General features: G+C 44.6%; 17 protein-coding genes. 5 read left to right on the top strand and 12 right to left on the bottom strand.

The annotated features are described in order from the left end of the window. Positions 1 to 180 precede the first annotated feature (180 nt). The 4 genes from R7Z50_RS08365 to R7Z50_RS08350 form a co-directional block, all read right to left on the bottom strand. Positions 181 to 570, bottom strand: a complete 390-nt coding sequence (locus R7Z50_RS08365) for a cytochrome b562 (protein WP_318149008.1) — start codon at positions 568 to 570, stop codon at positions 181 to 183. 156 nt (positions 571 to 726) lie between these two features. Then, a complete protein-coding gene (locus tag R7Z50_RS08360) occupies positions 727 to 1,479 on the bottom strand; it encodes a phosphatase (RefSeq protein ID WP_005375066.1) in 753 nt (250 codons plus the stop codon). An 83-nt stretch (positions 1,480 to 1,562) separates the two neighbouring features. After that, positions 1,563 to 2,009 (bottom strand): SRPBCC family protein, encoded by a 447-nt coding sequence (locus R7Z50_RS08355; RefSeq protein WP_054729972.1) that lies wholly within the window; start codon positions 2,007 to 2,009, stop codon positions 1,563 to 1,565. Positions 2,010 to 2,108: 99 nt separating this feature from the next. Then, a complete protein-coding gene (locus tag R7Z50_RS08350; protein ID WP_017634718.1) occupies positions 2,109 to 3,032 on the bottom strand; it encodes a DMT family transporter in 924 nt (307 codons plus the stop codon). A gap of 128 nt (positions 3,033 to 3,160) precedes the next feature. Here R7Z50_RS08350 and R7Z50_RS08345 point away from each other — a divergent pair, with 128 nt between their 5' ends. Beyond that, the gene (locus R7Z50_RS08345; protein ID WP_033906699.1) at positions 3,161 to 4,054 is read left to right on the top strand and encodes a LysR substrate-binding domain-containing protein; all 894 of its coding nucleotides are present in this window, start codon (positions 3,161 to 3,163) and stop codon (positions 4,052 to 4,054) included. 73 nt (positions 4,055 to 4,127) lie between these two features. After that, positions 4,128 to 5,186, top strand: a complete 1,059-nt coding sequence (locus R7Z50_RS08340) for a S1 family peptidase (protein ID WP_025768593.1) — start codon at positions 4,128 to 4,130, stop codon at positions 5,184 to 5,186. 16 nt (positions 5,187 to 5,202) lie between these two features. On the opposite strand, the gene fliJ is transcribed toward R7Z50_RS08340, so the two are convergent. Genes fliJ through R7Z50_RS08300 form a run of 8 tightly spaced genes read right to left on the bottom strand, consistent with a single transcriptional unit; the run spans position 5,203 to position 13,226 of the window. Then, complete coding sequence (gene fliJ / locus R7Z50_RS08335; protein ID WP_017820533.1) at positions 5,203 to 5,643, bottom strand: flagellar export protein FliJ; 441 nt, start codon at positions 5,641 to 5,643, stop codon at positions 5,203 to 5,205. A gap of 24 nt (positions 5,644 to 5,667) precedes the next feature. Next, positions 5,668 to 7,014 carry a flagellar protein export ATPase FliI gene (fliI, locus tag R7Z50_RS08330; RefSeq protein ID WP_053350026.1) on the bottom strand — a complete coding sequence of 449 codons (1,347 nt, stop codon included), beginning with the start codon at positions 7,012 to 7,014 and terminating at the stop codon, positions 5,668 to 5,670. Continuing rightward, positions 7,007 to 7,762 carry a flagellar assembly protein FliH gene (fliH, locus tag R7Z50_RS08325; RefSeq protein WP_064354936.1) on the bottom strand — a complete coding sequence of 252 codons (756 nt, stop codon included), beginning with the start codon at positions 7,760 to 7,762 and terminating at the stop codon, positions 7,007 to 7,009. Before fliH ends, fliI begins: the two co-directional genes overlap by 8 nt. A 4-nt stretch (positions 7,763 to 7,766) precedes the next feature. After that, positions 7,767 to 8,780, bottom strand: coding sequence for a flagellar motor switch protein FliG (locus tag R7Z50_RS08320; RefSeq protein ID WP_005375048.1), 1,014 nt, complete (start codon positions 8,778 to 8,780; stop codon positions 7,767 to 7,769). Then, positions 8,749 to 10,500 carry a flagellar basal-body MS-ring/collar protein FliF gene (fliF, locus tag R7Z50_RS08315; RefSeq protein WP_005384024.1) on the bottom strand — a complete coding sequence of 584 codons (1,752 nt, stop codon included), beginning with the start codon at positions 10,498 to 10,500 and terminating at the stop codon, positions 8,749 to 8,751. Before fliF ends, R7Z50_RS08320 begins: the two co-directional genes overlap by 32 nt. Positions 10,501 to 10,503: 3 nt before the next feature. Then, on the bottom strand, positions 10,504 to 10,860 hold the full coding sequence (gene fliE / locus R7Z50_RS08310) for a flagellar hook-basal body complex protein FliE (protein ID WP_005375045.1): 357 nt from the start codon (positions 10,858 to 10,860) through the stop codon (positions 10,504 to 10,506). Between the two features lie 15 nt (positions 10,861 to 10,875). Further along, positions 10,876 to 12,207 carry a sigma-54 interaction domain-containing protein gene (locus tag R7Z50_RS08305; protein WP_031778880.1) on the bottom strand — a complete coding sequence of 444 codons (1,332 nt, stop codon included), beginning with the start codon at positions 12,205 to 12,207 and terminating at the stop codon, positions 10,876 to 10,878. Further along, positions 12,207 to 13,226, bottom strand: a complete 1,020-nt coding sequence (locus R7Z50_RS08300) for an OmpA family protein (RefSeq protein WP_262667861.1) — start codon at positions 13,224 to 13,226, stop codon at positions 12,207 to 12,209. The genes R7Z50_RS08305 and R7Z50_RS08300 overlap by 1 nt, the downstream gene beginning before the upstream one ends. Before the next feature lie 379 nt (positions 13,227 to 13,605). Between R7Z50_RS08300 and R7Z50_RS08295 the strand changes: the two genes are divergently transcribed. The 3 genes from R7Z50_RS08295 to fliP are packed head-to-tail and all read left to right on the top strand — an operon-like array spanning position 13,606 to position 15,569. Then, positions 13,606 to 14,424, top strand: coding sequence for a FliM/FliN family flagellar motor switch protein (locus tag R7Z50_RS08295; RefSeq protein ID WP_318149007.1), 819 nt, complete (start codon positions 13,606 to 13,608; stop codon positions 14,422 to 14,424). Beyond that, positions 14,421 to 14,792: a flagellar motor switch protein FliN gene (gene fliN / locus R7Z50_RS08290; RefSeq protein ID WP_005375038.1), complete on the top strand. Its 372-nt coding sequence runs from the start codon at positions 14,421 to 14,423 to the stop codon at positions 14,790 to 14,792. Before R7Z50_RS08295 ends, fliN begins: the two co-directional genes overlap by 4 nt. An 18-nt stretch (positions 14,793 to 14,810) precedes the next feature. Continuing rightward, complete coding sequence (gene fliP / locus R7Z50_RS08285) at positions 14,811 to 15,569, top strand: flagellar type III secretion system pore protein FliP (RefSeq protein ID WP_318149006.1); 759 nt, start codon at positions 14,811 to 14,813, stop codon at positions 15,567 to 15,569.

The following is a 15,569-nucleotide window of genomic DNA, read 5'->3' as shown; positions in this document are numbered from 1 at the left end:
CTGAGTGGTAGCTCAAAAACAGGATCAATAAGTGCTTGCTACCTCACAGGTTTTCTTGAATGCATCGATTGACAGGCGCAAAAAAGCCCGCCGAAATGGCAGGCTGATAATGTGTTCATTCATTACTTAGAAATAACGCGTAACCCACTGCCACGAGCAAATGCTCCGCTCAGTAGATAATTAGCCGAACAACTTGCTCCAAATGCTTGGATTGCGTTTGTCGTGGTACTCTTCACGAAGGCTATCGATTTCACGCAGTTGGTCTTTCGCTTCTTGTAGCTTGCCCGCATCAAGATCCGCTTCAATCTTATCTAGCGTTACCGTCAGCTTGTTAAAGCCTTCTAAGTAAGTATCAAACTTCTCTGGTGGGTAATTACCACGCTTAGATTGTTCAACAATCGCTTGCAAGCTATCAATCGCAGATTTCATGGTTTCGACATCAGATGCTTCTGCCGCCTGTTTGAATTCCATCTTCATCTGTTTCATGTTTTGTTTTAAATCAACCGCTTCTGCCAATGCGTATGTTGAGCCAAACGCAATCGCACACCCTAGGACTAAAGGACGTAACATTTTTCACTTCTCCATTTATAGTGCCGAATTCTGTGTCGGCTTTATTCACCCAAATAACCTACGCCATAAGAGGCGAAAAACTAGCTTAGTTGAGTATTTCCGGGTCGCAGTGTAAAGCAATCTGGCGTCGGGTGCATACCTTAAATGTAATCAAGTTTATGCGTTGAGAATGCTGTCATATTCTGCAATTGGTTTACGGCCTCTCAAAGCTAAGAAAGACAAAAACTGCTGAGCGGTGTGAGTAATCACTTTCTTGCTATCAATACCCACTTTGTCCATTAACTCTCCAACCAAATCCAGATTACCAACATCGTGACAGAAATGCGCGTCACTGCCCGTGGTGAAGAAAACACCGAGATCTTTCCCGATTTGTGCAATCTCGTGGCAACGGTCTACGCTGCCTACTCGGCTGTTGCCTTTCAGCGTGGTGTTATTAATTTCAATCGCGACATTGTGCTCTTTCGCGCACGCTAAAACGGTCTGAAAATCAAAGTCGAAATTTGGATTACCAAGATGACCGAGCGCATCAATACGACCACTCTGAATGACATTAACAAGTGCTTCCGTGTGAGTTTGCTTGTTTGCAGGACGAAAAACGGGTTCATGAAAACTCGCGATCACCCAATCTAAGTTGCGGTCCACACTCAGTGGAATATCAATGTCGCCTTCGGTATTCATAATGTTAGATTCAACGCCACGAATAATCGCAACGCCTTCAAGAAAGCGAGGCAGAATTTTCTGGTTCGAGAAGAACCAGTAATGAGGCGCACCCGGCATTGATTCTGCGTGATCGGTCGTGCAGAACATATCCAGCCCGTTCTCTTTTGCCAACTTTGCATTTTCAATCAAGGTACTGTACGCGTGACCACTGGCGTACGTATGTGTATGGGTATCAACTTTAAATTCCATCATCCACTCTCTTAGGTGCGCTATCTTGCGTGCTATTGTATACCTTCAGGCAACGCATCGTCAGCCCAAGATAAGCAAGAACCCTAAGCTTGCTCTTCACAAATGGCTTTTATCAAGGGTAAGGCTTTTTCCCATCCGTGATTAAACATAGAAACAAAGTCGTTGTGAGTATGGATGGTAACATTGAGTAGTAAACGATTGTTGTTGGTATCGATCTGGTAGATCTCTCGCGATCCGATCCACCTAGATGCTAGGTCAGCATCGAGTTGTTGACGATTATCCGGATTAAAAATGGCAACATGATGAAATTCAAGTTTTTGAAGCGGTAGCACCGTATCTATGATCGCCCTTGTCCCGCCCATATCTGGATCAAAAAAAGTGATGCCACCTCCTTCTTCCCAAGCTCCTTCAAATTGAGACTGCGGTGAAAAGGCTTGCGCCCAACGTTTATACAACTCAACATCGGTTAGCACTTCCCACACTCGTTGCGGTGTCGCCGAAATTTCAACGTAATAATTTAGCGTAAGCATGATTTCTCTCCTTGAACCTTTCTTGACGCTAGCCCATACTCAGGAAAAATCAAACCACACGACCAATTTATCTACCTGCCCCCTTCATTTTCCGACAGACTAAGAAGTTCTCGCTTGTAAACCGCCACTGCGATGCGCCGTAAAGCGAACCCAACATGTGTTCAGTATGATTGCGAGCACTATTAAACTCATCCCAACAATTTGACTTTGACTCATTCGGTCTTCAAAAAACAGGCTCTGCCAAACCGCAGTGAACAATAAGTTAGTAAAAATGAGTGGTGCAAGTTGAGAGCCACTGCTTGCCAGTTTATATGCTTTGGAGCGAAAAACTTGGGTGTTAATGATCATCAGAGACATCATACCGATCCACAGCATATTTGAAGAAATCTCAGGCGCCATAACACTCATATTAAGTAACACGTCGAAGTCGTTAAACAAAGTTAGCGGCAACAGAAATACGGCAGCAAAACCAAACGCCCAAAAGTTGATTTCTAGCGGCGACATATTTGTTTTACTCACTTTATATAACGTAAGCTGAGAACCAGAATTGAAGAGTCCACCAGCCAAGCCGAGCAATAAATCCGCTCGCCATGTGATCTCACTTCCACCGCCCGCCAACATAACCACACCAGTGAACGCCATTGCTAAAGCCGCCAATGTTGAAACACGAATGCGCCCCCTCATGAACAGCTTTTCAACCAAGGGAATAAATAATGGGCCAGTAGCAAACAAAACGACCCCCTCAACGAGCGTTAACGTTTGTAATGACGCGATAAAGCAAAGTTGTGACAAACCGATACAAAGAGCACGCAATAAAATAGGCTTTAGCGTGCCCGCTTTAGGAAAGGTAAGGTTTTTCACACGAAGTAAGATAAGCAAGATAAGCGCAGGCACCAAAAAACGTAAGAAGCTAAATAGTGTGACGGAAAGTTCGCCTGACAACTGCTTTGCTAACAGTCCAGTAACAGATAAGCTTAACGTAGACATCAACATGAAAAGGATAGATTTATTTACAGCATTCATTCAATACTCCTTAATATATGGAGCATTTTAAAAGACATCACTTATCGTAAATAGCGAGTAATATTAACCATTGATGTAAGAAAAACTTACAGTTTAACTTATCTATCACCAGCTACGGTTTTTAAATTATGCGGAAACTAGTCCCCTTAAAGTCCATCTACGCATTTGTTGCAGTAGCTGAGTCTGGCAGCATGACAGAAGCAGCACAGATATTAAGTGTGAGCCACTCAGCCGTAAGTCAGGCAATTAAATCGCTGGAGAGTCAAGTCAACAAGCCTCTATTTGATCGCATAGGCAGACAAGTTCAACTCAACGCGGACGGTAAAAAGTATTACAGGAAGGTGGCACCGGCTTTAGAGCAAATTGTCGATGCAACGGAAGCACTCATCCAAGATCAGAACTTGCAGCGTGTTACGCTCAATATGGTGAATTCATTGGCTCTTCACTGGTGGATTCCTCGAATGTCAGATTTACAAGGATTTGCTCCTCAATTAGACGTTCGTTTATCAAACCTGTCTGGCAGATTCAATTTAGAACAAGAAGGTATCGACGCGGCCTTGGTGCATGGAAATCCCGAAGAATGGCAGGATTACTACTGCGAAAAGCTCAGTGAAGATGAACTGGTTTTGGTGTGCAGTCCTGAATTGATAGCGAAGACCAAGGACTCAAACATCACTCAACTCTTAAAGCAGTATCCCATCATTGAAGTTACTAACGAACGAAGAAAAAATGACTGGAACGTGTGGCTGGACGCGACGGGTATCCAGCGACCTAAAAATAAAAAACCAATCACTTTTAACATGTCGATACAAGCCGTCCAGGCCACAACTCGTCGTTTGGGGTTATTGGTCACTCATCGCTTGTTTGTGAAGGATGACATCAAATATGGTCAGCTAATCGAGCTGGGTGAACCCGTCATTAATCCTCATCAACAGCTTTACTTTGTATGCCCGCCACACAAGCTAAAGCTTGAATCGTTTCATCTGTTGCGATCTTGGCTACAACAATCATTCAACTATTAGAAACTTTTGTTAAGCACATTCACTGAAAAACTAGTATAAAGTTAGAAGAGCACTTTTCATCCAAGGATGGTTTATGAAGCAGTATCAAATATGGCTAAGCGCACTCTGTTTTGCAGTATCTTTGAGTACGACCGCTGAAGTAGAAAATGATAACCGCCTTTCAGAACAAGGGATCTCCACGGCAATTATTGGGGGTCAGCAGGCTACCCAAAACCAACTTCCTTTTTTTGCACGTCTTATTCTACATAAAACTGGCGCTAATCAGTTTGCCAATATTTGTGGGGGAACCATTGTAAACGACCGCTTCATTTTAACTGCGGCTCACTGCGTAGAACCAAGCGTTTTTACTGACGGCTGGACAATCAACGACCTACGAGTGTTAGTCAAAAACCCTACGATGAATGACGTGTTTGTTGAAGAATTCAAAGATGTTCGCTCTATCACGATTCATCCTGATTATGTGCCTAGCGATTTATGGATTAATGACATCGCTGTCCTTGAATTGACTAGACCTATCACCGATAACGTCCAATCCATCACTTTACCGCAAGACTTTGGAGACTACAGCAGCAAGTCAGTTTATCAGATATTCGGTTTAGGTCAGACCTCAACCAATGATGAAAGCCCCCCTAACTATTTACGCTGGGCAGAAGTAAAACCCCTTACCGACACCCAATGCGCTTCGTTGGTAACAGGGTTTAACGCTCAGGAAAGTTTATGTGCGAATGGATTTCCTGAACGAAGCTACACTGGTATCTGTCGTGGTGACTCAGGCGGTCCTCTCACCTATCAAGACAATAATGGCATGTATCAGCAAATTGGCATTGTGAGCTACGGTTCTTCAGTTTGCGAATCCGCTGCGATTCCAAGTGTGTTTACCGAGATTTTGAACTATGCAACATGGATTGAGACCCAAACCAGCTCAGGTGTAAAAACCAGTTATAACGCCCTCTTAGCAAGTTCGGAAGATTATCATAGCGAAGGGGACTCTGGCTTTGAGCCTGTCGATACCAACACATCTGGCTTTGGTAACAACGGCAGCAGTGGCGGCGGTGCTCTCGGATCAGGGTTGATCATGCTTGGAGGCTGGTTTGGTTGGCTGAGACACCGCAGAAATTATTCGCGCTCCTAGTAGCGTCAACAAGACATCATAATATCTTGCGCTTAACGCGAGAGTTAATGATGTCTTCAATCATCTTTTGCTCTTTTTTCGCTTTTTCATAGTTCTGCTTAGTACGCCAACGATCAAGCACTTTTTCTAACCCTTGAACGCGTGCGTGCTTGTGTTCTAGCGTTTTCTGTACAGATGCACATTCCGCTTGCATAACGGCTTGCTCTTGCTCGTGGTGACGAAGCATTCTTTGTAGCATTTGGTCAACACGATTAAAGTTCATCAAAGCCGCGCTCGTCAGCGTCGGGCCGGTTCGGGTTGATTGTCCAGCGTGGCCTTTCAACGCCGACAACTGTTCCAATTGCATTGAAAGATGGGAGTGACGCTGACGCATGGCATCAAGTTGTTGACCCACACGGTCACGCTGTTTTTCTTCCATTTGCTGTAACTTGCCTACGGCTTTTAACTTGGATTTCATTTCAGCCTTGTCACTCCCATTTGATTAAGCACTTTGAAAAAGCTGCGCGAGCTCGGTCAAACTGGTTGGGTAATCTACAGACTCGTTGGCAGCTTGTTGTAGATATGCACGCAAATTTGGATACATAGCAACAGATTGATCTAACTCAGGATCTTGTCCTGGTTGATAACCCCCTAATGGCAGTAACTCTTTAACCTGAAGGTAGTTGGAGTACATTTGACGGAAGTTATTCGCAATCGTGCTGTGTGCGTCCTGCGTACAAGTATTCATACAACGGCTAATAGACGCGTTGATATCTATCGCGGGATAATGCCCTTGCTCAGCCAGTTGACGCGATAAAACGACATGCCCATCTAAGATGGCGCGCGCGGAATCCACGACAGGATCTTGTTGGTCGTCCCCTTCTGCCAATACGGTATAAATTGCCGTTAAGCTACCATGTTGATTTTCACTGTTACCCGCTCGCTCTAGGAGTTGAGGTAACACGCTGAAGACTGAGGGCGGATAACCACGAGAAGCTGGAGGCTCTCCGAGCGAAAGAGCGATTTCGCGCTGTGCCATGGCGTATCGGGTTAGAGAGTCCATCAGAAGTAGAACGTCTTTGCCTTGGTCTCGGAAATACTCTGAAACGCGATGACAAAGTAGTGTCGCTCTTAACCTCATTAGCGGGGATTCATCAGCAGGAGCCGCGATAATGATCGCTTTCTTGCGTGCTTCTGGGGTTAAGTTTCTCTCGATAAACTCACGTACTTCTCTGCCTCGCTCACCGATAAGCCCGACCACAATTACATCGGCCTCCGTGTTTTTGGTGATCATCCCCATTAACACACTTTTACCGACGCCACTGCCAGCCATCAAACCAATACGTTGGCCTTTGCCTACCGTTAATAGTCCATTAATCGCACGCACGCCTACGTTGAGTGGTGTATCAACTGGGCGTCGCTTCAGTGGGTTAATCGGTTTTGGTTCAAGTGAAACTCGCTCTCCCCCCTTAAGCGGTGCCCCGTCATCTAACGGCTCACCTAAACCATTCAGTACGCGTCCTAACCACTGAGAGCTTAGCTGCACGGTACTGTCACCATCAAGAGGGATGACTTTTGCACCTGCAAACAGACCGCCTAAACGGCGGATAGGCATGAGGTAAGCAATAGTGTGTTCAAAGCCCACAACTTGCGCTTCGATCATATCGCCTTCCGCGGTTTCTACGAGACAACGCTGCTCAAGCTTAAACCGACACCCTACGGCTTGTAACATTAAACCGTTTACTTTTATCAATCGCCCTGTTACGCGAGCAACAGGGATTGAATCAAGCGAAGCCAAGGCTTCGCTCAAACGCTCACTTAATAGTTCATGGCTTAGGGTATTACTCATGCTCAGACTCTACCTGTGGAATACTGACTTCATCCAAAAGGTGTTGCTTTACATTGTCCATACAGGCTTCCAAACGAGAGTCGCAGCTCGCATCCGCTTCTGCGTCATCAGTCACTAACTGACAGCCACCAATAGGAAGCTCCGTATTAGGGACCAGTTTCCAAGATTGCGGCAAATCAGCATTGATGTGAGTAATACGCTCTAAATCTTGCGGATTTAAATGCACAGTTACTGTTTCCGCTTTACCAGGCATTGCAGACAATGTCTCGTCCACCAAAGCTAGGATCTGCTGAGGCATTAAAGTGAGCTCGGCACGAATCACTTGCTGAGCTACCTTTTGTACCAGTTCACAAATCATATGACGTTGTTGCTGCTCTTTTTCATCCTGCCAACGAGAAAGGGCGTGAAAAAGTTCATTGACAGGCTTCGCCGCCTCCAAAAAGCCTTGCTTTCCAGACTGCTCACCGGAAACAAAGCCTTTTTGGAAACCTTCTTTTTGGCCTTCCAACAGACCTTGTTGCTTGCCCTGTTCGATACCTTGGCGTAAGCCTTCCTCATGTCCTTGTTGCAAACCTTGTTGAAAACCTTCTTCAAGTTGCTGTTGGATATCAATTTGAGGTTCTTGCCAGCCTTGGTTATCTAGCCCGAATTCGTCTTCGATAGTCTTAGGTTGCGCTAAAGGCGGAAAACGGTGTAAACGATACCCGCTCGGAGGCAATCGCATAGTACTTGATTTTATCTCTAGCATGACCTTACTCCACCGTTGGCTCTTCATAGAGAAGCAGCTGAACTTCACCAGATTCATCCAGCTCACGTACCATTTGCATGATGTCTTGACGTGCTTTTTGAACTCGACTTAACGCAACAGCGCCGCGTGCGTCCATGTCATCTTCTAGCGCTTTCACCATACGTTGCGGCATTGAACGCTTAATAGCTTGTTGTAAGGTAATATCGGAACCTTTTAGCGCAACAGCCCACAACTCTAGCGGGATTTGCTGCACCAACATGTCCATAGTTTCTTCGCGTTGTCGGCCAAGAACCATAAAGTCGAACATGTTTTCTTCAATTGCATTAACAACATCTTCATCATGCAACTTCAGCATTTCCATCAATGAACCACGGTCACCTTCAAAGCGGTTAATGATATCTGCTGCTTGCTTAACACCTGATAACGGCGTGCTTTGACTTGCGGATACTTTTTCGATGCAACGCTCAACGAGTTCATGCAAATCAACGGCAACTTGATGATCGATATCTTGCAATTGAGCAATACGGAACAAGATTTCGTCATGGTAATCTTGTGGCAAGTGCTTCAATACCGCTGAAGAGCTGTCTGCTGGCAAATACGCTAGAAAAATTGCTTGCATTTGTGGGTGCTCGTTCACAATGAAACGAGCGAGAGTTTCTGCTTCCACCCACTGTAAGCGCTGCATATTGTTGCGAATTTCATCGCCATATAAGGTATTTAATAACCCTTTTGCCAAATCGTTACCCAATGCTTTACGCAATGTATTAGATAGGTATTCCTTAGAGGCTCCTCGAATACCGCTGTGCTCACGGAAATCTTCAAAGAAAGTTTGAATAACACCACGAGCAGAATCGCTCTTAATGCCATTTAACTTCGCCATTGCACGAGTCACACGCTGGGTTTCATCACGGCTAAAGTGTTGCAAAACCTTCGCTGCGGCATCCTCGCCCATGCCTAATAGCACGAGCGCGGTTTGTTCAACATAACTAAGCGTCTGCTTTGATAGAACTGTGTTCATTGATGTTTACCCATTGTTTCAGTATTTCGGCTACGCGCTCTGGCTCTTCATTAGCAATAAGCTGTAGGTGTTTCAATTGAATTTCTAATGGCGAACCTGCTGGTGGTAGCATGTCGCTGTTTACATCTAAACCTGAAGAGGCTGAGATGCCTTTTTCAGATAGGCGGCGATCAAGTACTTCTTCATGCTCGCGCTCTTCACGCGTTTGCAAGTTTTCGTAGTCAGGTTCTTCCTGAGGCTCAGCAAAATTTAGCTCAGGCACAGGTTTATCAACGCCAGTTAGGTGCATGATTAATGGACGCAGTACGAAGAAGATCATCGCCAAGCCTAACAAGCCACCAATAACGTAGCGTATTGGCTGCTGTACTGTAGGGTCTTGCCACCACGGCAGTGCAGGAGGAGCATCAATTTCGATTGGGGTGAAGTTGAAACTCATTAAACTTAAGCTGTCACCACGTGTGGCAGAGATACCAACAGCATCCATGATCATGTTTGAGATTTGCTCTTTATCGGCTTCACTCCACGCCACACCATCTGGCGAAGCTTTGGAGTTCAACAGAACCGATACACTAAGCTTTTCTATTTGGCCTTGTTGGTATTGAGTACGACGAACACTGCTCCCTACAGCATATTGACGATTCACTTCAGATCGCGCATTCGTGTTTTGGCTATCGTTCGTTTCCACTTCACCAGATCCTGTCACTGGCGGTTGGTTACTTAGAGAACCAGGAACACCCAACGCAATTTGATCAACCGAGTTGTTATGAATGGTGTGCTCATTACGCACAACCGGTGCGTTATCCAAAATTTCTTGTGTTTCTTCAACTTGGCTAAAGTCCAGATCGGCAGCGACTTGTACTCGGAAGTTACTCGGCCCCACAATCGGCGTAAGCATATCTGCTGCGCGTTGGATGATCTGTTTTTCAACACTCTTCTGGTATTCAAGATATTTCGCATTTACTTTACCAGCTTCCGCAGAAGCGACATCCGCACTAAGAAGACGGCCATACTGGTCAATGACAGAAACAAATTCTGGCTTCATTGCCGTGACACTGCCGACCACTAGGTTAATGATCGCTTCAACTTGTTCAGGCTTTAAGTCTTCACCAGGTTTGAGCTCAAGCATGACAGATGCTGAAGGATTCTCACTGTTTTGGCGGACGAATAGAGTTTGACGAGGTATTGCTAAATGAACACGCGCGTTCGCTACTGAGTTCAAAGACATGATAGTACGTACTAACTCACCTTCTAAACCATGACGATAACGCGCCGTTTCCATAAATTGGCTCGTACCAAGAGAGCTATCTTCCTTGAGCGAATCCAAACCTGTCGGCAGCTTAGCTTTGACACCTTTTGATGCAAGCAACATGCGTACCTTCGCAACCTCACCTTCTGGTACAAGAACTTGTCCATTTTGCTCTTGCATGCGGTAGCTTACGCCTTCGCTTTCTAATACCGACACAATTTCGCCGATATCAAAACGCTCTTGCTGGCTATATAGCGGACGAAAGCTCTGCGAGGAACTCCATAGTGCAACCACAATAATCGCTGCAACAATCGCAGCTAACACCGCAGATAGCACTAAGTTTCTCTGACTGCTAGACCAGATTTGCTTCAGCTTCGTTGTCACATCGTCCATGCCGTTGGCAGTAGAAAATGTCTGTGCTGTGCCGGTAGCCATAGCTGTGTTTCCGGCGACTTGGGGGGTTAGTTCTGACATGAATTACACCGGCATCTTCATAATATCTTCAAATGAGGTCACGACTTTGTTGCGCACTTGCATCAAAGCATTAAAGGACAAGCTGGCTTTTTGGCTCGCGACCATTGCACCAACTAGGTCATCACTTTTTCCTGTTTCTACGGCCGTCATTTTTTGACTAGCCACTGATTGATGTTGATTCACTGTATCCAACACATTTGTCATCGCTTGTGAGAACGATAAAGGTGCGTTTAGTGATTGTTGATCTAAAGGATTTGCACTCACGATAAACTCTGGCGGCTGCACTTGTGCCTGCATCGCCTGCATTTTTGACAACATAAGTTGCTCTGCCGAGACCGCATGAGTAGGTTGACTTGCCATCTATTTTTTCTCCTATTAGGCAGCCGAGCCTAGTGCCGACTGTAAATCAATACCATGTTCTCGCATTGCTGCGAGCTTGTAGCGTAGCGCTCGAGTAGAGACTCCAAGCGCGTTTGCGGTTTTCGTTCGGTTTCCACCAAACTGACGTAACTTTTCCAAAATAAACTGATATTCAGCTTGCTTCTTCGCTTCTACATGACCAAAACTTGAAGTTGGCTCTGCTGTAGGAACTGACGCGACAAGCTCAATAGGCAGCATCAGGTCATGGGCTGTAATGTAATCACCATGACGCATGACCAAAGCGCGTTGAATGACATTTTCCAACTCACGAATATTGCCCGGCCAGTGATACTGACTCAGCGCACTAATCGCATCTTGGGATAAGTGACAGCGGCTGCTATCTTGATACTTTTCAATAAAGAATTGGCTAATCGGTAGAATGTCCTCTTTTCTTTCACGCAAAGGCGGCCAGTGCAGAGGCAGCACATCTAATCGATAATAAAGATCTTCACGGAACGTGCCTTTTTGAACTTCCTCACGTAAGTCTTTGTTGGTTGCCGCAATAACACGAATATCGAGCTGAACGGCTTTATGGCTACCAACACGTTCTACTTCACGCTCTTGAAGGACGCGTAACAATTTAGCTTGAACCGCAGGTGACATTTCACCAATCTCGTCAAGCAGAATCGTCCCGCCATTTGCTTCTTCAAACTTACCGCTTTGAGAATTTGTCGCTCCGGTGAACGCGCCTTTTACATGACCGAATAGCACAGCCTCTAACATTGACTCTGGAATGGCGGCACAGTTAACCGCCACAAATGGACCATTGATACGCGGAGAGTGCTCATGCACATATCGCGCCAGCACTTCTTTACCCGTTCCCGATTCACCTGTAATAAGCACACTCGCGTTAGTACATGCTGCACGATGCGCCAATTGCAGAACTTGTTTGCTTCTCCAAGACTCCGCAACAATGTTGGCCATTGGCTTACCTAACGCTTCAACACGTTTAAGCAGATTAACCAACTGATTAGATTCAAATGGGCGTAATAGATAATCAGTAGCGCCCGCTTTCATCGTCTCAGCAGCCAAGATGCCTTGTTCTTGGTCGACAATCGCAATAACAACACCCGAATTTCGCTGCTTTTGGTGACACGCGACAAACTCACGAACACACATATCCGGCAGCGTAGAGCTCACTAAAGTGATTTCTGCTCGCTCTTCAAGCAAAGCGCCTCGACCAGTACGAGTGTGTTTCGCGGTGTAACCTGCATTTTGCAACACATCCAATACTGGTTGAGCAAGAGCTTCATTTGGCTCAACCAACAAAATTTTCGTTTTCGTCATCATTGAACCTTAACTTTCGTTTGTTGATTTTGTGATTGTAGATCTGGGTAGTGTTTCGCAGCCGTATACTCGTTGTCCCTCACTAAACGCAGGGTGACACGTCGGTTTTTTGCTTGGCCATTAACCGAGTTATTGCTGGCAATTGGGTAACGTGAACCATGAGCTCGTGTTTCGATCATCGACTCGTCGACCCCAAGCTCAATCAAAGCGTTGGTGACTTGCTCTGCTCGAGTACGTGACACAGAAAGGTTCGTTAAACTTGAACCAACGTTATCGGTGTGACCGTCGATGAGGATTTTGGTCACTCGATCATCCACAGATACATAGCTATACAGCGCTTCTAGTGTTGCTTTCTGTCCACGACTTAACGTCTTCTGACCAAACTCAAATGAGAGCGCCATATCCCTTGCCTCTGAAAAAGACAATTTAGGCAATCGCGCGCGACACGCATTAAATGATTTCAATGCGTTTTGAATTTGAAGAGTAGGAATCACAATCTCTGAAACAGAGGAAGCATTACTTCCTTTAAGTGACAGCGTCACCCAACTACCCGAAGCAATTGAATCCATGAATTCTTCAGCGCCTTTATTAAAGATGAAACGCTGAGACGGCTTAGTAAATTCAAGGGAGCCAAATTCTTTTCTATAAAGCTCATTACTCCAAGGAGCATTTTGAGTTGTTAAAGCAATCGTTTTCCATTTATTGTTTTCATATTCTATATCGGAAATAAAATAGAATTTATTATTAGGTTCCGCTAGGAAATAAAACTTCCCATAGTCATTATTTGATTGCAACAAGTTGCATTTGAATTTATTTCCCTCATATGTCCATTTAGAGAGGTCCATAGGGATTGTTAAGACTTCTTCTGAATATGACACTTTTGAAAAAATAAAACTGATAACAATAATTGTGTTACAAATTATCAAACGGACATGATTCATGTATATCTTACATTCCCATGACTTAAACCGTTTAATTAAATATGCCACCAAGCCGAGAGAACTGGCATAGCTAATCATTTTAATTACCTATTCTGAATATTAAAATTGGTTACAAAACGCTCAAGAGAGCACGCTTAGCCTCCAATGGAAGCTTTAAGCATAAAAAACAGTATCTTATAATTTATTTGTTTGAAGTTGTTGTTACGCCATAAAGGCAATTTAAAAAATCTATAACAACTAAAACGCTCAACATTGTTATTTTATTTATTAAGCGATTTATAAAGAAAACTAACTCTTTTTAAATTTCATTAAAAGATTATGACTATATGAACAAAGCAACATGTGAACTAAAGTCACAATCTTAGAGTTTGGAGCTAAAAGATCATTAAAATTTCTGTGTAGACTACACGCCATTAAGTTAAAACACTTTCGATTGTTAACGCACGGTAAAATATAAATGGAAAATAGAGTTAGCGAGCCTATTTCTGATAGTCAACTACTTGATGTAGAATTATTAGGCAAACCTATTCATATCATTCGTGAGAAGCTCGATAATTTAATTTCAGAATCTTGCTCAAACCTTACGACTGAATTACAAAATTGGCTCAGCACAGGAAAAGTGGAAGCTAGCTTAACCTCAGTAGACTTGCACCGCTTTACATCGGTTGAGATGGACAAAGAGCAAACGTCGACCTATCAACATCAGGAAGGCGGCATGGTATTCATCCATGGTAACCCTCACACGCTAATAAAGTTGGCTGATAGATTTTATGGTGCAAGTGCAGAGCGTTCAGCCGCTACTCTGACGGCCAGTGACTTACGTTTACAAGAGCGCATCAGTCGAATCATCATCGGTTGGCTTGCTCCTGGTGAAATGTGGGACACGGGTGAGTATGAGACCCCTAGAGGAATTGGCATTAACGTTCAATTAAACATTGCGTTTGACGATCATCAAGGCTCAATTCATCTCAAGCTAGATGGTCATCTTATTCAAACGCTAATCGAGCAGCTTGAACTGCAGCCTGATACCGATTTGTTTCAACCTTTCTGTCGTTCTTTAGAGACGATCCCCGTTCGACTGAACGTTGTTCTAAGTAAAAAGAAGATGCCTTTAAGTGATGTGGTTGGCTTACAACCCAACGATATTTTACCTATTGAGCTTCTTAACACGGTTCCAGTAAGCATTGGCAACCAATCTCTATTTACAGGTCGTATTGCCGAGCAAGACGGCCAACTTGTTTTGATCTTTAACCCTGATAAGGAACCGCAGCGATGAGCGAAGCGCTAGAAACTAATGCATTCGACGCAGAAGAACTGAACTTTGATGATTTTCAATTAGAAGACTTTGAAGCCGAAGATACGCTCCAACAAGAACCAGCCACTGCGGAACGTGACCTTAGCTTTTTCAAAAGCATTCCTGTCACAGTCACGCTGGAAGTTGCGAGTAAGGAGATCCCACTTGGGGACTTAATGAAAGCGGGTGAAGGCACGGTTATCGAGTTGGAAAAGCTCAATGGCGAGCCTTTAGACGTGAAAGTAAACGGTTCTCTTATGGGCCACGCTGAAGTTGTCGTTGTCAATGATAAGTATGGACTTCGTCTGATCGATGTACATGACTCTGCATTGAGTGGCGTTGGTCAATAATCTTAGGTAGGCATCACAATGAAAAATCTGAGCGCTTGGCACCGTTGGTTACCTCTTTTGGTATTGGTGTCACTTTTGTTTGCTTTCCCAACAATGGCGGCTGACAACGGCTTAACTATCTTGTCCGTTTCTGATGGCGACACACAACAAGAATACAGCGTTAAACTGCAAATTCTGTTGTTGATGACGGCGCTCAGTTTTCTTCCAGCATTTATTTTGATGGCGACGAGCTTTACTCGAATTGTCGTTGTCCTTGCGATTTTGCGCCAAGCTCTTGGTCTTCAACAAAGCCCACCTAACAGAGTGTTGGTCGGGATCGCTCTCGCATTGACGTTACTGATTATGCGCCCTGTCTGGAGCGATATTTATGAAAATGCGTTTCAGCCATACGACAACGGCGAAATCACGCTAATACAGGCTTTTTCTGTTGCAGAGAAACCAGTGAGAGAGTTCATGTTGGCACAGACGCACCAAAGCTCTCTTGAACAAATGTTACGTATTGCCAATGAGCCTATCGACCAAAACGTTGAAGATATTTCATTTGCCGTTGTCTTGCCTGCATTTGTCATTAGTGAACTAAAAACCGCCTTCCAAATTGGTTTTATGCTTTTCATCCCGTTTTTGGTCATCGACTTGGTTGTCGCCAGTGTCCTGATGGCAATGGGTATGATGATGCTATCACCTTTAATTGTCTCACTTCCCTTTAAGTTGGTGGTATTTGTACTCGTGGATGGTTGGGCAATGACAGTTGGCACCTTATCTGCCAGCTTCGGTTAA

This window comes from Vibrio sp. 1249-1 (genome assembly GCF_033340495.1).
This window is presented reverse-complemented; position numbering and strand designations above follow the sequence as displayed.

What these genes read in the sequence shown, in the direction of transcription:
- R7Z50_RS08320 (WP_005375048.1), bottom strand. Translation starts at nt 8,780, where the DNA reads ATGAACACAGTTCTATCAAAGCAGACGCTTAGTTATGTTGAACAAACC.
- R7Z50_RS08340 (WP_025768593.1), top strand. Translation starts at nt 4,128, where the DNA reads ATGAAGCAGTATCAAATATGGCTAAGCGCACTCTGTTTTGCAGTATCT.
- fliN (WP_005375038.1), top strand. Translation starts at nt 14,421, where the DNA reads ATGAGCGAAGCGCTAGAAACTAATGCATTCGACGCAGAAGAACTGAAC.
- R7Z50_RS08360 (WP_005375066.1), bottom strand. Translation starts at nt 1,479, where the DNA reads ATGGAATTTAAAGTTGATACCCATACACATACGTACGCCAGTGGTCAC.
- fliJ (WP_017820533.1), bottom strand. Translation starts at nt 5,643, where the DNA reads ATGAAATCCAAGTTAAAAGCCGTAGGCAAGTTACAGCAAATGGAAGAA.
- R7Z50_RS08350 (WP_017634718.1), bottom strand. Translation starts at nt 3,032, where the DNA reads ATGAATGCTGTAAATAAATCTATCCTTTTCATGTTGATGTCTACGTTA.
- R7Z50_RS08355 (WP_054729972.1), bottom strand. Translation starts at nt 2,009, where the DNA reads ATGCTTACGCTAAATTATTACGTTGAAATTTCGGCGACACCGCAACGA.
- R7Z50_RS08295 (WP_318149007.1), top strand. Translation starts at nt 13,606, where the DNA reads ATGGAAAATAGAGTTAGCGAGCCTATTTCTGATAGTCAACTACTTGAT.
- fliH (WP_064354936.1), bottom strand. Translation starts at nt 7,762, where the DNA reads ATGCTAGAGATAAAATCAAGTACTATGCGATTGCCTCCGAGCGGGTAT.
- R7Z50_RS08365 (WP_318149008.1), bottom strand. Translation starts at nt 570, where the DNA reads ATGTTACGTCCTTTAGTCCTAGGGTGTGCGATTGCGTTTGGCTCAACA.
- R7Z50_RS08345 (WP_033906699.1), top strand. Translation starts at nt 3,161, where the DNA reads ATGCGGAAACTAGTCCCCTTAAAGTCCATCTACGCATTTGTTGCAGTA.
- fliF (WP_005384024.1), bottom strand. Translation starts at nt 10,500, where the DNA reads ATGTCAGAACTAACCCCCCAAGTCGCCGGAAACACAGCTATGGCTACC.
- fliI (WP_053350026.1), bottom strand. Translation starts at nt 7,014, where the DNA reads ATGAGTAATACCCTAAGCCATGAACTATTAAGTGAGCGTTTGAGCGAA.
- fliE (WP_005375045.1), bottom strand. Translation starts at nt 10,860, where the DNA reads ATGGCAAGTCAACCTACTCATGCGGTCTCGGCAGAGCAACTTATGTTG.
- fliP (WP_318149006.1), top strand. Translation starts at nt 14,811, where the DNA reads ATGAAAAATCTGAGCGCTTGGCACCGTTGGTTACCTCTTTTGGTATTG.
- R7Z50_RS08305 (WP_031778880.1), bottom strand. Translation starts at nt 12,207, where the DNA reads ATGACGAAAACGAAAATTTTGTTGGTTGAGCCAAATGAAGCTCTTGCT.
- R7Z50_RS08300 (WP_262667861.1), bottom strand. Translation starts at nt 13,226, where the DNA reads ATGATTAGCTATGCCAGTTCTCTCGGCTTGGTGGCATATTTAATTAAA.